Consider the following 19,897-nt stretch of genomic DNA (forward strand, 5'->3'; position numbering starts at 1 on the left):
GCCCCTTTCCTGTTGATCCACCAGTCGCTGAAAGCAGCAGACAGGAAAGAATGATGGCACATCAGACAGATCGTCGCGCGATGCTAATCGCTGCCGGTTCCGTGGCGATTGCGGCAGCCACCGGCGCAGGCGCTTCGGAAGCACATAAAATCCAGGGAACAGTCGAATATGAGAGCGGTGAAGTCATCCCAAAGGGGCGACTGAAGGTCTTTCTGCGCAATAGCACATCAGAGGCGGGCGCACAGCAGGACGCAATAGAAGCGGAACTCCAAAGCGATGGCGGGTCCGACTCGATCAGCTTTTCCTTCTCTCCGCCGGAAATGGCGGTGGCTTCGTCCGGTCATGAAATCATCGCGACGCTAGAACGCGCGGACGGTTGGTTGCTTGCACGAGGCAGCTCTGTTTACGAACCGAACTTTCCCGTTCGAATAGTCTTATATACCGTCATGTATTAAGAAACGGCTACCAGCCATAGTTGCGAAAGCTTTAGTGCGGACTTGCCTTTGAAATGCGACCATGTTCCCCTGCGTTACAGGGGGTTTCCCACATGACTATCATCCAAAAACATCCTTACCGCCTTGGGGCGGCGGCCATCGACAGCAGATGCAGCGCAGCCGAGTATCGGCTTTGTCCGACAGAATTTTTAACCAATTGTTCTCTAGCGAGAAAGCTTGTGACAAGCTTATCTATCCCCTCTTGAGACGCTATCTGCTTAAAAGAACTGCTCCCAAAGACACGTTCAGCGGCCTTCATATATTCGCTGAGCTGACGATCGACAGGCAGCTTTCCGTAATGTGATCCGAAGCCAAAAGCCACCTCGAAAACCTTTCTAAGTGGCGGGTTGCCCAATACTTCATACCACATTGTCTTGTCTGAAGATGTGCGCGTAGCAAAAGACTGCAGCTCTCGCTGTGCGTTCAAAGCTAATCTGAGGCTTTCATCAGCGTTGCCAACTCTCCGCTCATACTCCCGTTGGATATAGGCGTCGGCAATTTGCGTCTTCAGAGCCTCGGTGTTCGGAAGCTTTTCCCCGGCTCCGAGGTTTAGCGCCCTTGCGAGTCTGAGGTATCGTTTGTCGCTCAGGCGATTGACTAAAGAAGTGCTGTCAGCAACATCCGACTCTAGGACTTTCCGAATAAAGCCCTTGTTCGCGATGTCGGCTTCCAGCCCATAAGCCCCTAAAGCGACGCGCAGCAAATTGTAATTATTGACCAGATCCTCTGGCGTCGAAACCGAACCGATACCATCACGAAACTGGCCGATTGCCCGCTGAACGACCGGATCGCTTGAGACGTTAGCCAACTGCCGCGCCGCGCCATTCTGAAGCGCGCGCCATCCGGCAATCCCACCCCCTCCAAAACTGATCGCTACGGACATTGGCCCCTCATTGTTTGCATTTCGCGAACAGGCGCGCTTCCCGTGGAAGAAGCTCTCGCAGCCGACGCAACGCGGGATAGGCTGCTCCCTCGACCGCATGTTTGCTGGCATCAGCAAGGATCAATCGACTATCGCGGTCGTCAAAGACTTGGCTAAGTTGCTCGATAGCGAGGACAAGTTGATTGCGACCCTCGTCCATCTTGGCGTCACCTGAAAGGATCAACTGCGCGATATAGCAAGCCCGCGCCACCGGCGTCTTCGCCTCGGAAGGATGTATCGCGTCCTTCAGCCGCAGAACGTTGACATTGGGCGTCTTGATCGAGAGCTTTGATCGACGCTCGCCGTTTTCGATTACGGCGCCGTTGATCAGAATCCGTTCGTTCGGGGCAAGCTTCAGAACCAGACCGCTCATACCGCAACCTCGCCACGTAGACCCTTCATGACTGCGACGTTGACATCTATCAGCGCTGAAATCTCTGCGCGTCCTGCCAGAACAGCGTGACCGTGCCGCAGCGAAAAAGCCGCCAGAGAAATCAGCCCTGCTTTGACGTCGTCAGGCAGCAGATTGCCCGTTTCGGCGAGATCCGTAGCCAGAATCGTCCAGAGCTGATTGTTCTTATGCACTGCATCTATCATAGCCCGACGATCATCGGTCGTATCGGCCTGACGTAACATGCGTGTGATGCGCGAGAAGACATCATATTCGCTGTCGCGGGCGGTACGTACGGCTGGTGTGCCGTATCCATTCTGGGACAAAGGCGTCACGGCGTTCAAGTTGTTATCCTGAGTTTGAGATGGTCAGCAGGAATGGGGCGCCGTTAGGCGCCCCGATCGTTCAGCGGAAGAGCGACAGGATCGCGGACGGTGCTTGGTTGGCAATCGACAGCGCCTGGATTCCAAGCTGTTGTTGCGTTTGCAGCGCTTGCAAGCGCGCCGATGCTTCTTCCATATCGGCATCGACCAACGAGCCAATCCCGACCTTCAGCGAGTCCGCGAGTTTACCCACGAAGTTCGCCTGATCCGCGATCCGGGCACCAGCCGAGCCCAATGCCGCGGTACCGTTGATAGCGAGATCGATCAATGCTTCAATCTCACCCACGGCGGTCTCTGCAGTCGCTTGGTCGGTAATCGGCGTCGGCGCAGCGCCGACGATGTCAGCCTCGAAATCGACCGAGTTGACCACGATCGAGTTAACCGTTGTCGTCGCCGATCCGACGGTGCGGTCAAGCGACGCGATAACCGTGAAGGTGCTGCCGCCATCAATGCCGTCTGTGCTAAGCAGGTTGACCCCGTTCAGCTGCGTGCCGGAAACGATCGACGTGATCTGGGCCATCTTGTCTTCGATTTGGGTCTGCACCTTGTCGAATTCAAAGCCGTCTGTACCAGCGTTGTTCGCGAGGATCTTCATATCAGTCAGATACTTCACGACAAGATCCGCCCCGGTTTCAGCAGTTTTCACCGTCGCACCTGCGACGTTGAGGCTGGACTGGATGGACTTGAATGCCGACTGGTCGGTCTCCATGACCTTAGAGATCGCCCAGATTGCCGCGTTGTCCTGAGCGCTGGCGATCGACTTGCCGGTCGCGACCTCGGCCTGCGCCTTGTTCAGGCTTGCATTCACGTTTTTAAGCGTTTGCAGCGCGACAATAGCGCCATTGTTGGTCAGAATGCTGGACATATTGTCCTCCGATAAAAGGGTGCTTTGCACCCGTGTTGAAGGGATCGGCCTTCTGACCTGAAGGCGTTGCCGCCCGCTGCATCTTTCTCGATACAGGCACAGTTCTAAACCGTGCTCCTTGATAATTAGTAAGTTTCCGACCCCAACTCAAACGCCGCTTTCGTTGAATTTTATCTAATATCGACGCGATGTACTGTCGCATATGCTTGAGCGGGTCATTTTGCCGCTCTCATCATATACATCGAAATTATGGGCCAAATCAGTAATTCTGACGATCCGCTCCATCGCACGGCGCATACCGCGGTCAGAAGCCTCGGCGAGCAAGCTGAGTTCGGCGAGAGCTGCGGCTATTTTTTTTCGCTCGGTGAGCGTCATGTCTTGTGCTGCGATTGACAAAGAAAAACGTTCAATTTCTTCTAATGCCGCAGCGGAATTTCCCGCGATGATCGGGCGTTTCACAGCCGTCAGTCGAGCCCTGAGTCGCGATTTCATGCAGGCCTCTCGCTATCGATGCGAAGCCTGAAGTCCAGTTTCTCTGCCAATATAGATGCGTAGCGCTCGGTCAGAAATGTAGCGAATTGATCCTCTCCCGTGCCGCCGCCGAAAGCTCCTTGCCGTGCCGACGGGCCGCAGTATTTCAACATTTCCTCAAGAAACGCCTGCTCTAACCTCTCGTTCGAGGGAGGCCTGCCTTTCGGGGTGTCAGCGTGAACCGACATTGTATCAATACGCATAAAATTTCTCCCACATTCTGCTGGAAATCATAAATACAAGAGAGCAGTAAATTATTGGTAAGGATCCTCGATTATAAGGTTCGGACCAAGGTGGATATGATGCACGGGTTGAACCTAGGAAAAGTTACCGAAGTCAAAGTGGAAACAGCGGTGCGCGTTGCCGCTGTATTGCCGGATATGCTGCAGGTGCTGCAGGTGCTGGAGGATGCGCCTGTATTCGAGGCATCGCTTGGCGAATCCGCGACAGATCGTGTCGATTCGGTCGCGCAGCCGATGGAGGTTAGCTGTGCGCCTGAGACGATTACCGAAGTAGTCGGTGCGCGTGATGAGTGTGTTCCCGACGAGGACGTGCCGACTTTAGAGGCTAACGATGATCGAGCGTGGCTGACCGATCCTGCCGCTGCAAGCGTTGCTCTTGAAGCCATTATCGGCGGCTGGACAGGTATATGCAGTATAACCGCTTCTCCGAACAAATCTGAGGTTTTGCGCATAGCTACAGCGCCTGCTGCAAGGCCAGCTTCGGTGCAGTCGTCTGAAAATAGCGACGGGGAGATCGAAATCCTTCCAACCTCGACAGATATCGAAACCGTTGGCGGAGAGCCGTTGGTAAATGCGAAGCATCCAGCAAAGCCTGCGGCGGAAATCGACACTGGTGACGCTGAAAATCCCGCCATTCTGGCTTTAGATCCGGAAAGTCCGAACAACCCGCGCGAAGTCAACTCGATAGACGCGGGGCTCGAGGGAGACTGGCCGCCTAACATCTCGCATGCTGGCAGCGTACACCGCCCGCTCGTCTCGAGTGATATTCTATTGCGTCCAACGAACCTTCTGACCAGCGCGAAGCTGCGGCACATCACCGATACGGTTGTGCTGATGAAGGATGAGATGGTCGAAATCACGCTTGCGCCTGAAGAAATTGGCCGGGTCCGTATGGTTTTGTCGCAGCGCGACCATTCCCCGCATCTGATGATCTGGGCAGAGCGTCCCGAGGTTCTGGAACAGTTGCGGCGTAGTGCAACCGACCTCCTTCAAAGCTTTCATGAGGCGGGAATTGAGAACGCTTCTTTCGAGTTCCGCGACAATAGTCCCGGGAACGGTGAGGGATCGTGGCCTGAGGCCAATGGGGAAATCGCTATGGTTGATCCAATCGGACCAGAAATTCTTCAATACAGCGCTGGCATGATCGGCGTCGCCGCAGGTGCGCGGCGACTTGATATCAGAATGTGAGGAACAAGATGATCACGACCCCCTCGGCGACGACATTCTCTTCTGCTGCGCCGGGCACGCCTGCCGCGCCGACAACGCCTGCCGGTGGTGATTTCGACACATTCTTGAAAATGCTGACTGCACAGTTGAAGAATCAGGACCCTTTGAACCCGATGGAGGGGACTGAGTTTGCGGTGCAGCTTGCAACCTTCTCAGGTGTCGAGCAGCAGGCGCAGACGAACAAGTTGTTGAACCAACTTGTCGGCCAGATGGGTGCTGGCGGCGGTCTGGGGCAAATTGCGACATGGATCGGAAAAGAGGCGCAGACGACAGCCCCGGTTTGGTTTGGCGAGGCGCCCCTGACTTTGGAGGTCAGCCCCGATCCGACCGCTGAAAATGTCACTTTGATTGCCTTGGATGCCTCGGGTCGGGAAGTCGGGCGCGAAGAGATTGGTCCGGGCAGCGGGCAAATAGACTGGCTTGGCCGCGACGAAACCGGCGCGAAACTACCTGACGGACTTTATTCGTTCGTCACGGAAAGTAGCCGTGGAGGAGCGGCAATCAGCGAAAGCCCGGTGGGCGTTTTTGCTCGTATCACTGAAGCAAGAACCGGAGCGGAGGGGACGGAGCTTGTGTTCGAAGGCGGTGGAACAGCCCTCGCCGATTCAATTACAGCATTGAGGGTGCCGGACTAAGGCTTGTCATTTTGTTGGGTAGGCGGCGTTCTGTGGGGGATGGGCATTGCGCGGCGGCGATCTGCCGGAAGCTGCGATAGTGTTGGCGCGAACGTGGTTGACGGGGCGCGGCTTTCGCCCATAACCGGGGTCGAAAATCGGTCGACCGGTGCTCGACTGTCCAAGTCTCAAGGAACCTCACAATGACCTTTGACCGCAAGATCAAGATCGCTCCGTCGATCCTTTCCGCTGATTTCGCCGATTTCGGGCGCGAGATTCAGGCGATTGAGGCGGAAGGTGCCGATTGGGTTCATGTCGATGTGATGGACGGCCATTTCGTTCCGAACCTGACCTTCGGCCCGCCCGCGGTGAAGGCGTTCCGTCCGCATGTTAAGACCTTCATGGACGTCCACCTGATGATCGCGCCGGTCGATCCCTATATCGAGGCCTATGCCGAGGCAGGGGCCGACATGATCACCGCCCATGTCGAGGCCGGTCCGCATCCGCACCGGACTTTGCAGGCGATCCGTGCAACCGGGAAAAAGGCCGGAATTGCGCTCAATCCCGGCACGCCGCTGGAGGCGGTCGATTATCTGCTGGATCTGGCCGATATGGTGTTGATCATGACGGTAAACCCCGGTTTCGGCGGTCAGAAATTCATTCACAGCCAGATCGACAAGATTGCCCGGCTTCGCGCCATGATCGGCGACCGCCCCATCCATATTCAGGTCGATGGCGGCGTCGATCCGACAACCGCGCCGCTGGTTGCAAAAGCCGGGGCGGATGTGCTGGTTGCCGGTTCGGCGGTGTTCAAGGGCGGTTCGGTCGAACGCGCGTCGGTCTATGGTGACAATATCCGTGCGATCCGCGCCGCTGCCGAAGGCGTTTGACATCGCCCCGACCACGGGCTTCCATATCGCGAATTCAGGAGAGCAGCATGGATCTGGGCATCAAGGGTAAACGCGGGCTGGTCTGCGCGGCCTCGAAAGGATTGGGGCGCGGTTGTGCCGAGGCTTTGGCCGAGGCGGGCGTCAATCTGGTGATCAACAGCCGGACCGAGGCGGATATCACCGCCACCGCACGCGAAATCGCCGAGAAATACGGGGTAGAGGTCACACCGGTCGCCGCCGATATCACCACGGATGAGGGGCGGGCGAAGGTTCTGGCGGCGCTTGGTCAGGCCGACATTCTGGTGACCAATGCGGGCGGGCCGCCGCCCGGCACCTGGACCGACTGGAACCGTGACGACTTCATCAAGGCAATCGATTCGAACATGCTGTCGGCCATTGCGCTGATGCAGGCTCTGGTGCCCGGCATGATGCAGCGTGGCTGGGGCCGCGTCGTTAATATCACCTCGCAATCGGTCCGCTCTCCCATCGCCGCGCTTGGCCTGTCGAACACTGCGCGCGCCGGTCTGACCGGCTTTGTCGCGGGCATGTCACGGCAGGTGGCCGGGCAGGGCGTCGTCGTGAACAATATCCTCCCCGGTATCCACGCCACCGACCGCGCGATCAGTCTTGATACCGGCGTGTCAAACCAGCAGGGCATCAGCATGGACGAGGCGAGGAAGCGCCGCGAAGCGGGCATCCCTGCCGGAACCTACGGCATGCCCGAAGATTTCGGCGCGACCTGCGCGTTCCTGTGCAGCCAGCAGGCCCGATTCATCATCGGCCAGAACATCCTCCTGGACGGTGGCGCGCTGAACGTCACCATCTGAGCGATCTTATACCTCCTGCCCGCTGGCGATGCGGTAATCGCGCAGAACCAGCGACAGGTGCCGTCGTCGCGTGGCAGGATCGGCCAGCGCGGCGCACAGTTTCCGCGCCTTGGCCGTCATTGCTTTGCATTCAGCCGGATGAGCGCGCGCCCAGGCCAGCCTGTCTTCCAGATCGGCACCGCCGCGTTCAACCGGGATGAAATGCTGCCACGGCTGAAACAGGCCGGTCCAGAACACCTCCCACGCGCTTTCCTCGCGCAGGATCACCGATTGACTGTTCACGAGGGACAGGAAGCGGTCCCCTTCGGGCATCTCGGGCGGGCAGTGGATGAAGCGATGGTTCAGCGCAGCCTCATCGCTGATCTGATCGGTCACCTGACACAGTTGCGCTTTTTTCGCATGCCAATCCGGCTCGGCCCGCAGCGGATTTCCCAGAAACCCGTCATTTCCATGCCGGTGCAGCCATGGCAGCGGCCAAAGGAACACATTCTCGGCCCCGGCACGGCGACACGGCGCAATGATCGGCCCTGGCACCGGATGATCCGGGCCGCTGCCCAGCCAGCATTCGGGCCGCAGATCAAGATGATAGACCTCGCGATCGGTCGCCTGCGCGATATCGTTCACGGCCGAGGTGAGCCGCAGCCGGACCGGCGGCACCGGATCGACGTAAATCCATCCATCCACATCCCGTGTCAGCGGCATCAGCTTGCCGTGCCGGTCCCGAACCTCTGCCGCAGCCGCGTCAAAGCGCGCATAATGGCCAGAACAGGCGTCGAAACCCACCTCTGACAGCCGAACCGCCGCGGGACGCGCCCGTTCCGCCAACGCGACCGCCACATCTTCGCGCTCTTCCACGGCAGGCGTCGGCGCCTCCAGCATCTGCGACAGGCGAGGCAAATAGCCAGCCCGCCGCTTCTTCCCCGGTACATTCGGCGCATGGCGAAGATCAAACCACGGGGACAGCGCCTGAACGTAATCCGCCGGTGCGGCGTGATCGATATCGATCTCGATAAACTCGGGCCTGCCCGCGAAATAGGCGCGGCAATCGGCCAGATGCGCGTGCCAGTTCGCCTCCCAGATATTCGCCAGATCGCCCAGATCCACCCCAAGGATTTGCGCATAGGCCCGCGCATAGGTGCCATCGCGATGCATGTAGCGGCTGATCACCCAATCCTCGACATTGCGGGTGTTCAGCAGAAAGACCGAACCCGGAAACTGTTCATCCAGAAACCGGAACTCGCGAAACGCCTCGATCACCGGCATGTTCAGATAGCGCACCGATTCCATGTCGGTGAAGGCGGTCACATCGGCCCAGCGTTGCAACGGTTTCCGCCCGACCAGCTTCGAATAGGCAATATCCTCGGCCAGCGTGCCGGTTTCCCAATGCACGACGGGAATGTCGTTCATCTGGAACAGGCGGGCGATAAAGGTCGTGCCGCATTTGTTGAAGCCGATCTGAAAGAACTTCCTGCCCAAGCCGTTCCCCGCCTTTCGCCGCCCAATGCTGTCCGCGAAAGCGGTGTCCCTGTCAACAACCGCGGTCTGCCTGCCAAAAGAACAAAAGCGCCGCTTCCCCGACCGGATGCGACAAATTATCTTGCGTCGCGGCCAAACTGCGACTACCTGTCGCCCACGGAATTCGGGAGAAGCTGGCGATAAGCCGGTGCCGAAGGAGCAGCCGCCCCGGCGAACTCTCAGGCAAAAGGACCGTCTTTCGCAGAACTCTGGAGAGTGGCCGTCAGGCCCGCCGAAGGGATAACGATCTCAGGCGCCCGTCAGGGCAAGGACAGAGGGGGCATCGCGTGCGGGATCATCCCGTCAACCGATGCCGGCTGTCCGGCAATATCAAGGGAGGCCACATGGCCGAAGAATTGCGCCGGACCGGGCTTTACGATCTGCATATTGAACAGGGCGCCCGCATGGTCCCCTTTGCTGGCTGGGAAATGCCGGTGCAATATCCGATGGGCGTGATGGGTGAGCATCTGCATACCCGCGCCAAGGCCGGATTGTTCGATGTCAGCCATATGGGGCAGGTGCTGGTGACGCCGAAGAACGGCAACCCTGAAACCGCCGCGCTGGCGCTGGAAACGTTGATCCCCGCCGATGTGCTGGGCCTGCCCCAGGGGCGGCAGCGCTATGGCGTCTTTACCAATGATCAGGGCGGCATTCTGGACGATCTGATGTTCGCCAATCGCGGCGATCACTTTCTGCTGGTCGTCAACGCCGCCTGCGCCGATCAGGACATCGCCCATCTGCAAACGCTTGAAGCCGTTAACGTGACGCCGGTGACCGATCGCGGCCTTCTCGCGCTGCAAGGCCCGCTGGCCGCCGAAATTCTTGCCACGCTGATCCCTGCTGCGGCTGAAATGCGCTTCATGGACAGCCAGATCGATGACTGGGACGGCACCGAATTGTGGCTGTCGCGGTCGGGCTATACCGGCGAGGATGGCTATGAAATCTCGATCCCGAATGCGCGGCTGACGGAATTTGCCCAAGCCTTGCTGGCCCATCCCGATGTCGCGCCCATCGGCCTTGGTGCCCGCGACAGCCTGCGGCTTGAGGCCGGAATGCCGCTTTATGGTCATGACATGGATACAGGCGTGACCCCGGCACAGGCGGCGCTTGGCTGGTCGATCCCGAAATCCCGCCGCATCGGTGGCGCGCGGGTCGGCGGCTTTCCGGGCTCGGACACGGTGCTGACCGAACTGACCAACGGCGCCGCCAAGACCCGCCGTGGTCTGCGCCCCGAAGGCCGCGCCCCGATCCGCGAAGGGGTCGAGATCTTCGAGGGTGAAACCGGCGGCGCCGCGCTTGGCAAGGTCTGCTCGGGCAGCTTCGGCCCCTCGGTCGGCGGTCCGGTCGCCATGGCGATCCTTGACGCCTCGCTTCCCGACGGCACGACGCTGTGGGCAGAGTTGCGCGGCAAACGCATTCCGGTCACGCTGGCCGCACTTCCTTTCATCACGCCGTCCTACAAACGCTGAGGAGCGACCTATGCTGAAATACACCGAAGACCACGAATGGCTACGCGCCGAGGGCGATGAGATCGTCGTGGGCATCACCGCCCATGCCAGCGAGCAGTTGGGCGATGTCGTCTTCATCGAGCTGCCCGAAGAGGGCCGTGAGGTCGAGGCGGGCGAAGAGATCGTGGTGATCGAATCGGTCAAGGCAGCGTCCGACATTACCGCGCCGGTCGCGGGTGTGATCACAGCGGTCAACAGCGCGCTGGCCGACAGCCCGACCGATGTGAACAGCGACCCGCTGGCGGCGTGGTTCTTCAAGATCAAGCCTGCCGATGCGGCGGCGATCGACAGCTTCATGGACGAGGCCGCCTATAACGACCTGATCGGCTGATCTTTTCGGTCATGCGCCGGGCGGTGGCCGCCCGGTGCTCTTCCTGTGCACGAACGGTGCACGCACAAAACTGGAACCCAAGGCGAACAAAATGACCCGCTGGACCCCGACCAATTACAACCCCGACGACTTTGCCAACCGCCGCCACATCGGCCCCACCCCGGCCGAGATGGAGGAGATGCTAAAGGTCGTTGGTGCGCCCTCGCTTGAGGCGCTGATCGACCAGACCGTGCCGCAGGCGATCCGTCAGACCGAGCCTCTGGACTGGCCCGCACTGACCGAGGCCGGGCTTCTGGCGCGGATGCAGCAGGTCGCGAAGAAGAACAAGGTGATGACCAGCCTGATCGGGCAGGGCTATTACGGCACCGTGACACCGCCCGCTATCCAGCGGAATATACTTGAAAATCCAGCGTGGTACACCGCCTATACTCCCTACCAACCCGAGATCGCTCAGGGCCGGTTAGAGGCTTTGCTGAACTATCAGACCATGGTTGCCGACCTGACCGGACTGCCGGTCGCCAATGCCAGTCTGCTGGACGAGGCGACGGCCGCGGCCGAGGCTATGGCGATGGCCAAGCGTCAGGCGAAATCCAAGGCCGACGCCTTCTTCGTGGCCCATGACCTGCACCCGCAGACCATCGCGGTGATCGAAACCCGCGCCGCGCCGCTTGGCATTCGCATCATCAAGGATTCCATCGACAATCTGGACCCTGCCAGCGTCTTCGGGGCGATCTTCCAATATCCCGGCACCTACGGTCATATCCGTGATTTGTCATCTGAAATCAAAGCCCTGCACGACAACGGCGCGCTGGCCGTGGTGGCGACTGACCTGCTGGCCCTGTGCCTGCTGAAGGAATCGGGCGCGATGGGCGCCGATATCGCCGTCGGCAGCGCCCAGCGTTTCGGCGTCCCGATGGGCTATGGCGGCCCGCATGCCGCCTTCATGTCCTGCCGGGACGAGCTGAAACGCGCCATGCCGGGCCGCATCGTCGGCGTCTCGATCGATGCCAGCGGCAACAAGGCCTACCGGCTGTCGCTGCAAACCCGCGAACAGCATATCCGCCGCGAGAAAGCCACCTCGAACGTCTGCACGGCGCAGGCTTTGCTGGCCGTGATGGCGTCGTTCTATGCGGTTTTCTACGGTCCGGTCGGGCTGCGCACCATCGCGCAGCGGGTGCATCTGCATGCGGTCACCATCGCCAACGCCCTGCGCGCTGCCGGTGCTGATGTCGCCCCCGATCAGTTCTTCGACACGATCACCGTTAAGGTTGGCGTCGGTCAGGCGGGCATCCTTGCCGCCGCCGAACAGCGCGGCATCAACCTGCGCAAGGTGGGTCGCGACCGTGTCGGCATCAGCGTCGATGAAACCACCGACGCCGATGTGATCACCCGCCTGCTGGACGCTTTCGGCATCGATGAGCCCGCAGAGGCGGCGACCGCCCCTGTCATTCCTGACGATCTGCTGCGTGAAAGCGATTATCTGACCCACCCGGTCTTTGACATGAACCGGGCCGAGTCCGAAATGATGCGCTATATGCGCCGCCTGTCCGACCGCGATCTGGCGCTGGACCGGGCGATGATCCCGCTTGGCTCTTGCACGATGAAGCTGAATGCTGCGGCAGAGATGATGCCGATCACCTGGCCGGAATTCGGCGCGCTGCATCCCTTTGCGCCGCGCCATCAGGCGGCGGGCTATGCCGAAGCGATCGAGGATCTGACCCGCAAACTGTGCGATATCACCGGCTATGACGCCTTTTCGATGCAGCCGAACAGCGGTGCGCAGGGCGAATATGCGGGGCTTTTGACCATTCAGGCCTATCATCAGGCGAATGGCGATGCGCAGCGCGATATCTGCCTGATCCCGGTTTCGGCCCACGGCACCAACCCCGCCAGCGCGCAGATGGCGGGCATGAAGGTGGTGGTGGTCAAATCCGCGCCGAATGGCGACATCGATCTTGAGGATTTCGCCGACAAGGCGGCCAAGGCGGGCGACAATCTGGCGGCGGTGATGATCACTTATCCCTCGACCCATGGCGTGTTCGAGGACACGGTCCGCGACGTTTGCCGCATCACGCATGAGCATGGCGGGCAGGTCTATATCGACGGTGCGAATATGAACGCGATGGTCGGTCTGGTCCGTCCGGGCGAGATTGGCGGCGATGTCAGCCACCTGAACCTGCACAAGACCTTCGCCATCCCGCATGGCGGCGGCGGGCCCGGCATGGGGCCGATCGGAGTCAAGTCGCATCTGGCGCCCTTCCTGCCCGGCGATCCGCGCGAGGATGAAAGTGGTGCGGTCAGCGCGGCACCTTATGGCAGCGCCTCGATCCTGCTGATTTCATGGGCCTATTGCCTGATGATGGGCGGTGCCGGGCTGACGCAGGCAACGCGGGTGGCGATCCTGAACGCCAACTACATCGCCTCGCGGCTGTCGGGTGCTTATCCGATCCTGTTCATGGGCAATCGTGGCCGTGTGGCGCATGAATGCATCCTCGACACACGGCCCTTCGCCGAACATGGCGTGACCGTGGACGACATCGCCAAGCGCCTGATCGACAACGGTTTCCACGCACCAACGATGAGCTGGCCTGTCTCGGGCACGCTGATGGTCGAGCCGACCGAAAGCGAAACCAAGGCAGAAATCGACCGCTTCATCACCGCGCTTCTGGCGATCCGGGATGAGATTACCGACGTGGCCGAGGGCCGTATCGCGGCGGATCAAAGCCCGCTGCGCCACGCACCGCATACGGTCGAGGATCTGGTGAAGGATTGGGACCGCGCCTATAGCCGCGAACAGGGCTGCTTCCCGCCGGGCGCGTTCCGGGTAGACAAATACTGGCCCCCGGTCGGGCGCGTGGACAATGCCTATGGCGACCGCAACCTGATCTGCACCTGCCCACCGCTGGAAGCCTATGCCGAGGCGGCAGAGTGAATGAAAGGGGCGACGGGAAACCGTCGCCCCTTCGATCTGATCACAGGAAGAAATCGTCTGCCGTCAGGTCATAAAGCCCGTTCAGCCGGATCTTCGCCTCGGCTGCGGCATCGGCATCCGTGTCGATCACGATCACTGTCGTATCATTCGCGGTGCCGGGCCGGTCGAACTGAACATAGGTCACGACACCTGCATTGGTCGTTCCAAGCTTGCCGCTATCGGTGAACTGGAAGCTGTTGTTACCCGACAGGATCGAGCTGGCATCGATCTGGCGCAGGTCAATGCGATCCTGACCTTGGGTAAAGTCAAGGATCACGTCCGGCTCGAACTCAGACACGCTGGCATCGGTCAGGCTGCGGAACAGGAAAAGATCCGCGCCCGCGCCACCGAGCAGCTCGTCAACACCATGACCGCCAGCCAGCCTGTCATTGCCCGCCCCGCCCTCCAGCCGATCACGCCCGTCGCCGCCTTCCAGCGTGTCATGGCCGCCCCCGCCCTCCAGCAAATCGTTGCCGCCGCGCCCCTGAAGTGCGTCATCACCCCCGCCGCCGGACAAGGCATTGGCTCCATCGGTTCCAAGGAGCCGGTCCTTGCCCGAACCGCTGGTCACGTCCTCGATCCCGATGATCACGTCGCGCCCGTATCCGGTATCCTGCGCCACGGTCTTCGCCAGATCGACGGTGATGCCGATATTCCCCGTTGCCACCAGCACGTCGCGGCCACCGCCGCCGACGATCCGGTCGTTGCCGGCGTCAAGAGATATGCGATCGTTGCCGTCGCCTCCGGCCAACGAATCGTTACCAGCGCCGCCGATCAGAGTGTCGTTGCCCAGACCACCGTAAAGCGCGTCGTTCCCGGCCTTTCCGTCGGCCCGATCGTGAGAGCGGCTGAGCCTGAAGACATCGTCGCCCGACAGAATCCTGTTCAACAGACTGGCGTCATCGGCGATGACGGCAGTCCGCATCGCAGTGTTGAACGCAGTCGCGGGAATGGAAAATTCGCTGATGCTGAAGTTGACATAGGCTGGCGCGAAAGGGTCAAAAACGCTTGTCCGCACCGCTTCGACATAGGTCTGGACAGTCCCGCCAGTCAGTCTTTTATCATCGTTGGCGCGGAAATCTTCTCCGAGAAGATGCGAGCGGTAAAGCCTGTCTCCAGACCAATCGACCTCATATGCTGCGGGATAGGTCGTCCCGGCATATTCGAATTTTGTGCCTTCGAAAAAAGTGACCGAGGCCCTGCCGGAGTAGAGAAAACTTATGTCGAAATCGCGCTGATCGAAGGCATTGAAGGCGTTAATTTTGGCCATGGCCGATCTTTCTGTAACGAATCTCCGCAACCCGCTTGCGGGAAATAGGACGCCCTTCCCGCTTCAGCGCGGAAAGGGCAAGAGATAATCTCACGTTCAAGCATCAAAGAAAGAAATCGTCCGCTGTCAGGTCATAAAGGCCACTCAACCGGATTTTCGCCTCGGCTGCGGCATCGGCGTCAGTATCGATCACGATCACTGTCACGTCATTCGCGGTGCCGGGCCGGTCGAACTGAACATAGGTGACGACACCCGCATTCGTTGTTCCAAGTTTGCCGCTATTGGTGAATTCGAAGGCGTTGTTGCCAGACAGGATCGAACTGGCGTCAATCTGGCGCAGATCGATGCGATCCTCACCTTGGGTGAAGTCGCGGATCAAGTCGGGCTGGAACTCGGACACGCTGGCATCGGACAAGCTGCGGAACAGGAACAGATCCGCCCCCGCATCACCGCGCAGAACGTCAACGCCCTGACCGCCTGCCAATGTATCATTGCCAGCACCACCTTCGAGCGTATCGCGCCCGGCACCGCCTTCCAGCCGGTCGTTGCCTGCATCACCCCGCAGCAGGTCATTGCCGTTGCGTCCGAACAGGGCGTCATTGCCCTCGCCGCCGCTTAGCCTGTTGGCCTGCGCGTTGCCGTGGAGCTTGTCGTTTCCATCGGCCCCCATCACGTTCTCAATACCAACCAGGGTATCGTTGCCCAGGCCGGTGTTCTGGCCTTCGGTGATGAACAGCTTGACTGTGACATTCGTGGTGCCGGACGTGCGCACCCAGTCCTGACCGGAGCCGCCGTCGAGGTAATCGTTGCCCGCGTCCAGGAAAAGCTGATCGTTGCCGCCACCGCCCAACAGTCGGTCATTTCCGGTGCCGCCCGACAGGGTGTCGTTGCCAAGCGCGCCCAGAATCGTATCGTTGCCGCCAAGACCATGGGCGCGGTCGTTCTCATCGCTCAGTTCCAGCCGGTCGTTGCCGGCCAGCATCTTCTCGATCACGCGCTTGTCGTCTGCCCGATCACGCGACAACATCGCCGAGGCAATTTCCGTCGCCGGGATCGAGATGTTCGCGATCATCCAGTGCAGCGGACTGGGATCTGAACTGTTGCCCGATATCAGGATATATCCCTGTATCGTGCCGCCGTTCAGGATGTTCTGGCTGTTGACAGACAGGTTCTCGCCCAGAAGGCCGCTGAGGTAGCTTTGGCTACCCGCATTCCAAAGCGTCGCATAGACATCGCGATAGAACAGGTTCCCCTCGCGGATATTTGCGTCCTTTTCAAGGCCATAGTCGCTGGCGTTTCGCCACAACTCGTTGAAATCCAAAAGATTCTGATCAAAACGTCGTACCGCGATAAAGTCGGCCATGGATACTCCACTTATCGTCCCTTGCGTGGGGCGGGATTTATACTCTGACCGCAGCCAGCGCGGGCAGTGCTGTGGACATTGCGGTGAAATCCAGACCAGTCAAGCATTCTCACAAATGTGCATGCTTATTGATGCAAATTGGCATGAACTCGACGTTTCACAGCCGTTCCGACAGCAGCTTTCTGCTGCCGGAACGGCTACAAGTGAACAACGGTTTTCCGACTAATCGGGCGGCCTATGGCAGGAAGGGGGTTCTTTCAGAGAAGCCCCTCGGCCTCATCCGCGCCGACCATGATGTTGAGGTTCTGAACCGCGGCGCCAGAGGCACCCTTGCCCAGATTGTCCAGCACGGCCACGACCGTCGCACAGCCATGATCGTCGTCGCCATGCACGCTGATCCGCAGGACGTTCGTATCATTCATGTCGGTGGGCACGATCCGCGCGCCGATCTGACTGTCGGGAACGACCTGCACGAAGGTCTGGCTGTCATAGTGGCTGGCCAGCGCCTCGAACAGCGCGGCTGCCGTGCGATCACCGTCCAGATGCAGCGGCACCTGAACCGCCATACCTTGCGCGAAGCGTCCGACCGAAGGGGCAAAGACCGGCTGCACGCCAAGTCCGCCATAGATCATGATTTCGGGAATATGTTTGTGGCGCTGGTTCAGCCCATAGATGAAATGCGCCGGAGCGCCTTCATCCTCATATTCGGCGATCAGAGCCTTGCCGCCGCCGGTATAGCCGCTGACCGCATTGATCGCGACAGCCTCATCCTCGCTGATCAGACCTGCGGCGACCAGCGGGGCAATGATCGCAATCGCGCCGCTGGCATAGCAGCCCGGATTGCTGACATAGCGCGCTTCGGCGATCTGATTGCGGATATCGGGATGCAGTTCGGGGAAGCCATAGACCCACTGATCATCAACCCGATGCGCCGTCGAGGCGTCGATCAACCGCACGTCCAGATCGCGCGTCAAGGCCACCGCTTCGCGCGCGGCATCATCGGGCAGGCAGAGAATGCCGATATCGGCTTCCGCATAGGCCTCGCGCCGTGCCGAGGCCTCTTTCCGGCGGGAAGGATCAAGCTGGATCAGACGGATGTCCTCACGGAGCTCCAGCCGCTCGCGGATCTGAAGACCCGTCGTGCCAGCTTCGCCATCGATGAAGACGCTATATTCCATGTCTGTGATCCCCCGAAGAACGCCTTAGGTATAGGCGAGCGACAACGAAGTCACAACGGTAAGGAATATATGACGCCGGGCAAGTGACTGGTCGAGATTTGGATCTACTGGAAAGGGCTTTACCGGGGTCAGATATTGCAAATCTCGGACCGGGTCAGGAAGCGCTTTTCGCGACCATTATCAAGGCTGAACATGCCGCCCCGACCGGGCACAACATCGATGATCAGGTCGGTATGCTTCCACGCCTCGAACTGGCTGGCCGAGATATAGAACGGCGCGCCTCCGATCTCGCCCAGCTTGACGTCCCGGTCGCCGATCTTGAAGTCGTTCTGTGCGTAGCACATCGGCGACGAACCGTCGCAACAGCCGCCGGACTGATGGAACAGGACCGGGCCATGATCGGCCACGATTTCGTCGATCAGCGCCAGTGCCTCTGGGGTTGCAGTTACCTTGCTCATGGCTTCGACCTTTTCTTCGGAATCTCTCCGTATCATCGGATCACGCGGGCAAAGATGGAAGGAGGCGGGAACAGGCGCGATGCCCGTCCCGCCCCGAGGTTGCACGAACCGCCAGGGAGGGAAGCGGCCGTGCGTCCTTTGTCCGATTGCCAGCCACCTGGCCTTCGATCAGACCCTTCAGAAACCGCGCGGCACCGACAGGGCCGCACGATTGTCCGCTTTTGAAAGGGGCGGGCCCGAAGGCCCGTCCGGGGCAGCCCGATGCCCTTAGAAGAAGCCCAGCTTCTTCGGAGAATAGCTGACCAGCATATTCTTGGTCTGCTGATAGTGATCCAGCATCATCTTGTGGGTTTCGCGACCGATGCCCGACTGTTTGTAACCACCGAAGGCCGCATGGGCCGGGTAGGCGTGGTAGCAGTTGGTCCAGACGCGACCCGCCTTGATGGCGCGGCCGAAGCGGTAGCAGATATTGGCATCGCGCGACCACACGCCCGAGCCAAGGCCGTAAAGCGTGTCATTGGCAATCGACAACGCCTCGTCATTGTCCTTGAAGGTCGTCACCGACACCACCGGGCCGAAGATTTCCTCCTGAAACACGCGCATCTTGTTGTTGCCGCGCAGAACAGTCGGCTTCACGTAGAAGCCCGAGGACAACTCGCCGCCGTGATCGGCAGCCCCGCCCCCGGTCAGCACTTCGGCACCTTCCTGACGGCCAATGTCGAGATAGCTGAGGATCTTCTCTTTCTGCTCGCTCGACGCCTGCGCGCCGATCATGGTTGCTGCATCGCGGGGATCGCCCTGTTTGATCGCCTCGACGCGCTTGATGGCGCGTTCCATGAAGCGGTCATAGATCTTTTCGTGGATCAGGGCGCGCGACGGGCAGGTGCAGACCTCGCCCTGGTTCAGCGCGAACATGACGAAGCCTTCGATGGCCTTGTCGAAATAGTCGTCGTCTTCGCGAGTCACATCCTCGAAGAAGATATTCGGGGATTTGCCGCCCAGTTCCAGCGTGACCGGAATCAGGTTTTCCGATGCATATTGCATGATCAGGCGGCCGGTGGTGGTTTCCCCGGTAAACGCGATCTTCGAGATGCGCGGGTTCTGGGCCAGCGGCTTGCCTGCTTCCAGACCAAAGCCGTTGACGACGTTCAGCACGCCCGGCGGCAGCAGATCGCCGATCACATCCATCAGCACCATGATGCTGGCGGGGGTCTGTTCAGCCGGCTTCAGCACGACGCAGTTGCCTGCAGCCAGCGCCGGAGCCAGTTTCCAGCACGCCATCAGCAGCGGAAAGTTCCACGGGATGATCTGGCCGACAACGCCCAGCGGCTCGTGGAAGTGATAGGCCACAGTGTCGTGGTCGATTTCCGAGATCGAGCCTTCCTGCGCGCGCAAAGCCCCCGCGAAGTAGCGGAAGTGATCGATTGCCAGCGGCAGGTCGGCGGCCATGGTTTCACGGATCGGCTTGCCGTTGTCCCAGGTCTCGGCAGTCGCCAGAAGCTCCAGATTCTCTTCCATCCGGTCGGCGATGCGCAGCAGAACGCCCGAACGCTCGGCGGGCGAGGCATTGCCCCATTTGTCCTTGGCGGCATGCGCAGCGTCCAGCGCGGCCTCGATATCGTCGGCGTTCGAACGGGCGATCTCACCGATCTCGCCGCCGGTGATCGGGGTCACGTTGGTGAAGTATTTCCCGGATTTCGGGGCGACCCATTCGCCGCCAATAAAGTTGTCATAACGCTTGGCAAAGGGCATCACGCCCACGCCCTTGAACTCATGTGCTTGATCGTTCGGCATGTTGTCTCCTCCTGTGCTGAAAACCGAAGTCTCCTCACTTCGGTGTCCAGATCAGCTTGTCAGGGGGAGGGTGCGAATCAAATATCGCCCAAGCGGCCTTGCGGGCAAAGCTGTCTCAGGGGT

19 protein-coding genes and 1 riboswitch are annotated in these 19,897 nt (G+C 60.0%); of the genes, 8 read left to right on the forward strand and 11 right to left on the reverse strand.

Annotated elements, in window-relative coordinates:
- Positions 1 to 53: 53 nt before the first annotated feature.
- The gene (locus JJJ17_RS00225; protein ID WP_200682922.1) at positions 54 to 455 is read left to right on the forward strand and encodes a hypothetical protein; all 402 of its coding nucleotides are present in this window, start codon (positions 54 to 56) and stop codon (positions 453 to 455) included.
- 115 nt (positions 456 to 570) lie between these two features.
- On the opposite strand, the gene JJJ17_RS00230 is transcribed toward JJJ17_RS00225, so the two are convergent.
- The 5 genes from JJJ17_RS00230 to JJJ17_RS00250 all read right to left on the reverse strand — a co-directional run bounded on the left by JJJ17_RS00230 (position 571) and on the right by JJJ17_RS00250 (position 3,547).
- Positions 571 to 1,377, reverse strand: coding sequence for a DUF1217 domain-containing protein (locus JJJ17_RS00230; protein ID WP_200682923.1), 807 nt, complete (start codon positions 1,375 to 1,377; stop codon positions 571 to 573).
- A gap of 7 nt (positions 1,378 to 1,384) precedes the next feature.
- The gene (flbT, locus tag JJJ17_RS00235; protein WP_200682924.1) at positions 1,385 to 1,789 is read right to left on the reverse strand and encodes a flagellar biosynthesis repressor FlbT; all 405 of its coding nucleotides are present in this window, start codon (positions 1,787 to 1,789) and stop codon (positions 1,385 to 1,387) included.
- Entirely contained in the window at positions 1,786 to 2,142 is a 357-nt protein-coding gene (flaF, locus tag JJJ17_RS00240; RefSeq protein ID WP_325168770.1) for a flagellar biosynthesis regulator FlaF, read from the reverse strand. Before flaF ends, flbT begins: the two co-directional genes overlap by 4 nt.
- A gap of 70 nt (positions 2,143 to 2,212) precedes the next feature.
- Positions 2,213 to 3,055 (reverse strand): flagellin N-terminal helical domain-containing protein, encoded by an 843-nt coding sequence (locus JJJ17_RS00245; RefSeq protein ID WP_200682928.1) that lies wholly within the window; start codon positions 3,053 to 3,055, stop codon positions 2,213 to 2,215.
- 174 nt (positions 3,056 to 3,229) lie between these two features.
- Complete coding sequence (locus tag JJJ17_RS00250) at positions 3,230 to 3,547, reverse strand: hypothetical protein (protein ID WP_200682929.1); 318 nt, start codon at positions 3,545 to 3,547, stop codon at positions 3,230 to 3,232.
- A gap of 338 nt (positions 3,548 to 3,885) precedes the next feature.
- On the opposite strand from JJJ17_RS00250, the gene fliK reads away from it, so the two are divergent.
- The 4 genes from fliK (at position 3,886) to JJJ17_RS00270 (ending at position 7,386) form a co-directional block, all read left to right on the forward strand.
- On the forward strand, positions 3,886 to 5,016 hold the full coding sequence (gene fliK / locus JJJ17_RS00255) for a flagellar hook-length control protein FliK (protein ID WP_234463896.1): 1,131 nt from the start codon (positions 3,886 to 3,888) through the stop codon (positions 5,014 to 5,016).
- Between the two features lie 8 nt (positions 5,017 to 5,024).
- Positions 5,025 to 5,690, forward strand: a complete 666-nt coding sequence (locus JJJ17_RS00260) for a flagellar hook capping FlgD N-terminal domain-containing protein (protein WP_200682931.1) — start codon at positions 5,025 to 5,027, stop codon at positions 5,688 to 5,690.
- 182 nt (positions 5,691 to 5,872) lie between these two features.
- Complete coding sequence (gene rpe / locus JJJ17_RS00265) at positions 5,873 to 6,559, forward strand: ribulose-phosphate 3-epimerase (RefSeq protein WP_200682932.1); 687 nt, start codon at positions 5,873 to 5,875, stop codon at positions 6,557 to 6,559.
- Between the two features lie 47 nt (positions 6,560 to 6,606).
- A complete protein-coding gene (locus JJJ17_RS00270; RefSeq protein ID WP_200682933.1) occupies positions 6,607 to 7,386 on the forward strand; it encodes an SDR family oxidoreductase in 780 nt (259 codons plus the stop codon).
- Between the two features lie 6 nt (positions 7,387 to 7,392).
- Here JJJ17_RS00270 and JJJ17_RS00275 read toward each other — a convergent pair whose 3' ends face one another.
- Positions 7,393 to 8,862 carry a glycosyl transferase family 90 gene (locus JJJ17_RS00275; protein ID WP_200682934.1) on the reverse strand — a complete coding sequence of 490 codons (1,470 nt, stop codon included), beginning with the start codon at positions 8,860 to 8,862 and terminating at the stop codon, positions 7,393 to 7,395.
- Between the two features lie 154 nt (positions 8,863 to 9,016).
- Positions 9,017 to 9,106: riboswitch (glycine riboswitch) on the forward strand.
- 139 nt (positions 9,107 to 9,245) lie between these two features.
- Between JJJ17_RS00275 and gcvT the strand changes: the two genes are divergently transcribed.
- The 3 genes from gcvT (at position 9,246) to gcvP (ending at position 13,672) form a co-directional block, all read left to right on the forward strand.
- On the forward strand, positions 9,246 to 10,370 hold the full coding sequence (gcvT, locus tag JJJ17_RS00280; RefSeq protein ID WP_200682935.1) for a glycine cleavage system aminomethyltransferase GcvT: 1,125 nt from the start codon (positions 9,246 to 9,248) through the stop codon (positions 10,368 to 10,370).
- A gap of 13 nt (positions 10,371 to 10,383) precedes the next feature.
- Positions 10,384 to 10,740: a glycine cleavage system protein GcvH gene (gcvH, locus tag JJJ17_RS00285; protein ID WP_200684683.1), complete on the forward strand. Its 357-nt coding sequence runs from the start codon at positions 10,384 to 10,386 to the stop codon at positions 10,738 to 10,740.
- Positions 10,741 to 10,831: 91 nt separating this feature from the next.
- Positions 10,832 to 13,672: an aminomethyl-transferring glycine dehydrogenase gene (gene gcvP, locus JJJ17_RS00290; protein ID WP_200682936.1), complete on the forward strand. Its 2,841-nt coding sequence runs from the start codon at positions 10,832 to 10,834 to the stop codon at positions 13,670 to 13,672.
- 40 nt (positions 13,673 to 13,712) lie between these two features.
- Here the strand turns inward: gcvP and JJJ17_RS00295 are convergent, their stop codons facing one another.
- The 5 genes from JJJ17_RS00295 to adh form a co-directional block, all read right to left on the reverse strand.
- Positions 13,713 to 14,981, reverse strand: a complete 1,269-nt coding sequence (locus JJJ17_RS00295) for a calcium-binding protein (protein WP_200682937.1) — start codon at positions 14,979 to 14,981, stop codon at positions 13,713 to 13,715.
- Positions 14,982 to 15,084: 103 nt separating this feature from the next.
- A complete protein-coding gene (locus JJJ17_RS00300; protein ID WP_200682938.1) occupies positions 15,085 to 16,344 on the reverse strand; it encodes a calcium-binding protein in 1,260 nt (419 codons plus the stop codon).
- A gap of 257 nt (positions 16,345 to 16,601) precedes the next feature.
- On the reverse strand, positions 16,602 to 17,522 hold the full coding sequence (gene argC / locus JJJ17_RS00305) for an N-acetyl-gamma-glutamyl-phosphate reductase (protein WP_200682939.1): 921 nt from the start codon (positions 17,520 to 17,522) through the stop codon (positions 16,602 to 16,604).
- 128 nt (positions 17,523 to 17,650) lie between these two features.
- Complete coding sequence (locus tag JJJ17_RS00310; protein WP_200682940.1) at positions 17,651 to 17,980, reverse strand: DUF779 domain-containing protein; 330 nt, start codon at positions 17,978 to 17,980, stop codon at positions 17,651 to 17,653.
- A 267-nt stretch (positions 17,981 to 18,247) separates the two neighbouring features.
- Entirely contained in the window at positions 18,248 to 19,774 is a 1,527-nt protein-coding gene (adh, locus tag JJJ17_RS00315) for an aldehyde dehydrogenase (protein WP_200682941.1), read from the reverse strand.
- Positions 19,775 to 19,897 lie beyond the last annotated feature (123 nt).

Source organism: Paracoccus caeni, assembly GCF_016629665.1.
GTDB classification, from domain to species: domain Bacteria; phylum Pseudomonadota; class Alphaproteobacteria; order Rhodobacterales; family Rhodobacteraceae; genus Paracoccus; species Paracoccus caeni.

Excerpts from the sequence above, each read along its gene's own strand:
- JJJ17_RS00225 (WP_200682922.1), top strand. The coding sequence starts at position 54 with ATGGCACATCAGACAGATCGTCGCGCGATGCTAATCGCTGCCGGTTCC.
- JJJ17_RS00230 (WP_200682923.1), bottom strand. The coding sequence starts at position 1,377 with ATGTCCGTAGCGATCAGTTTTGGAGGGGGTGGGATTGCCGGATGGCGC.
- flbT (WP_200682924.1), bottom strand. The coding sequence starts at position 1,789 with ATGAGCGGTCTGGTTCTGAAGCTTGCCCCGAACGAACGGATTCTGATC.
- JJJ17_RS00245 (WP_200682928.1), bottom strand. The coding sequence starts at position 3,055 with ATGTCCAGCATTCTGACCAACAATGGCGCTATTGTCGCGCTGCAAACG.
- JJJ17_RS00250 (WP_200682929.1), bottom strand. The coding sequence starts at position 3,547 with ATGAAATCGCGACTCAGGGCTCGACTGACGGCTGTGAAACGCCCGATC.
- fliK (WP_234463896.1), top strand. The coding sequence starts at position 3,886 with ATGATGCACGGGTTGAACCTAGGAAAAGTTACCGAAGTCAAAGTGGAA.
- JJJ17_RS00260 (WP_200682931.1), top strand. The coding sequence starts at position 5,025 with ATGATCACGACCCCCTCGGCGACGACATTCTCTTCTGCTGCGCCGGGC.
- rpe (WP_200682932.1), top strand. The coding sequence starts at position 5,873 with ATGACCTTTGACCGCAAGATCAAGATCGCTCCGTCGATCCTTTCCGCT.
- JJJ17_RS00270 (WP_200682933.1), top strand. The coding sequence starts at position 6,607 with ATGGATCTGGGCATCAAGGGTAAACGCGGGCTGGTCTGCGCGGCCTCG.
- gcvT (WP_200682935.1), top strand. The coding sequence starts at position 9,246 with ATGGCCGAAGAATTGCGCCGGACCGGGCTTTACGATCTGCATATTGAA.
- gcvP (WP_200682936.1), top strand. The coding sequence starts at position 10,832 with ATGACCCGCTGGACCCCGACCAATTACAACCCCGACGACTTTGCCAAC.
- JJJ17_RS00295 (WP_200682937.1), bottom strand. The coding sequence starts at position 14,981 with ATGGCCAAAATTAACGCCTTCAATGCCTTCGATCAGCGCGATTTCGAC.
- JJJ17_RS00300 (WP_200682938.1), bottom strand. The coding sequence starts at position 16,344 with ATGGCCGACTTTATCGCGGTACGACGTTTTGATCAGAATCTTTTGGAT.
- argC (WP_200682939.1), bottom strand. The coding sequence starts at position 17,522 with ATGGAATATAGCGTCTTCATCGATGGCGAAGCTGGCACGACGGGTCTT.
- JJJ17_RS00310 (WP_200682940.1), bottom strand. The coding sequence starts at position 17,980 with ATGAGCAAGGTAACTGCAACCCCAGAGGCACTGGCGCTGATCGACGAA.
- adh (WP_200682941.1), bottom strand. The coding sequence starts at position 19,774 with ATGCCGAACGATCAAGCACATGAGTTCAAGGGCGTGGGCGTGATGCCC.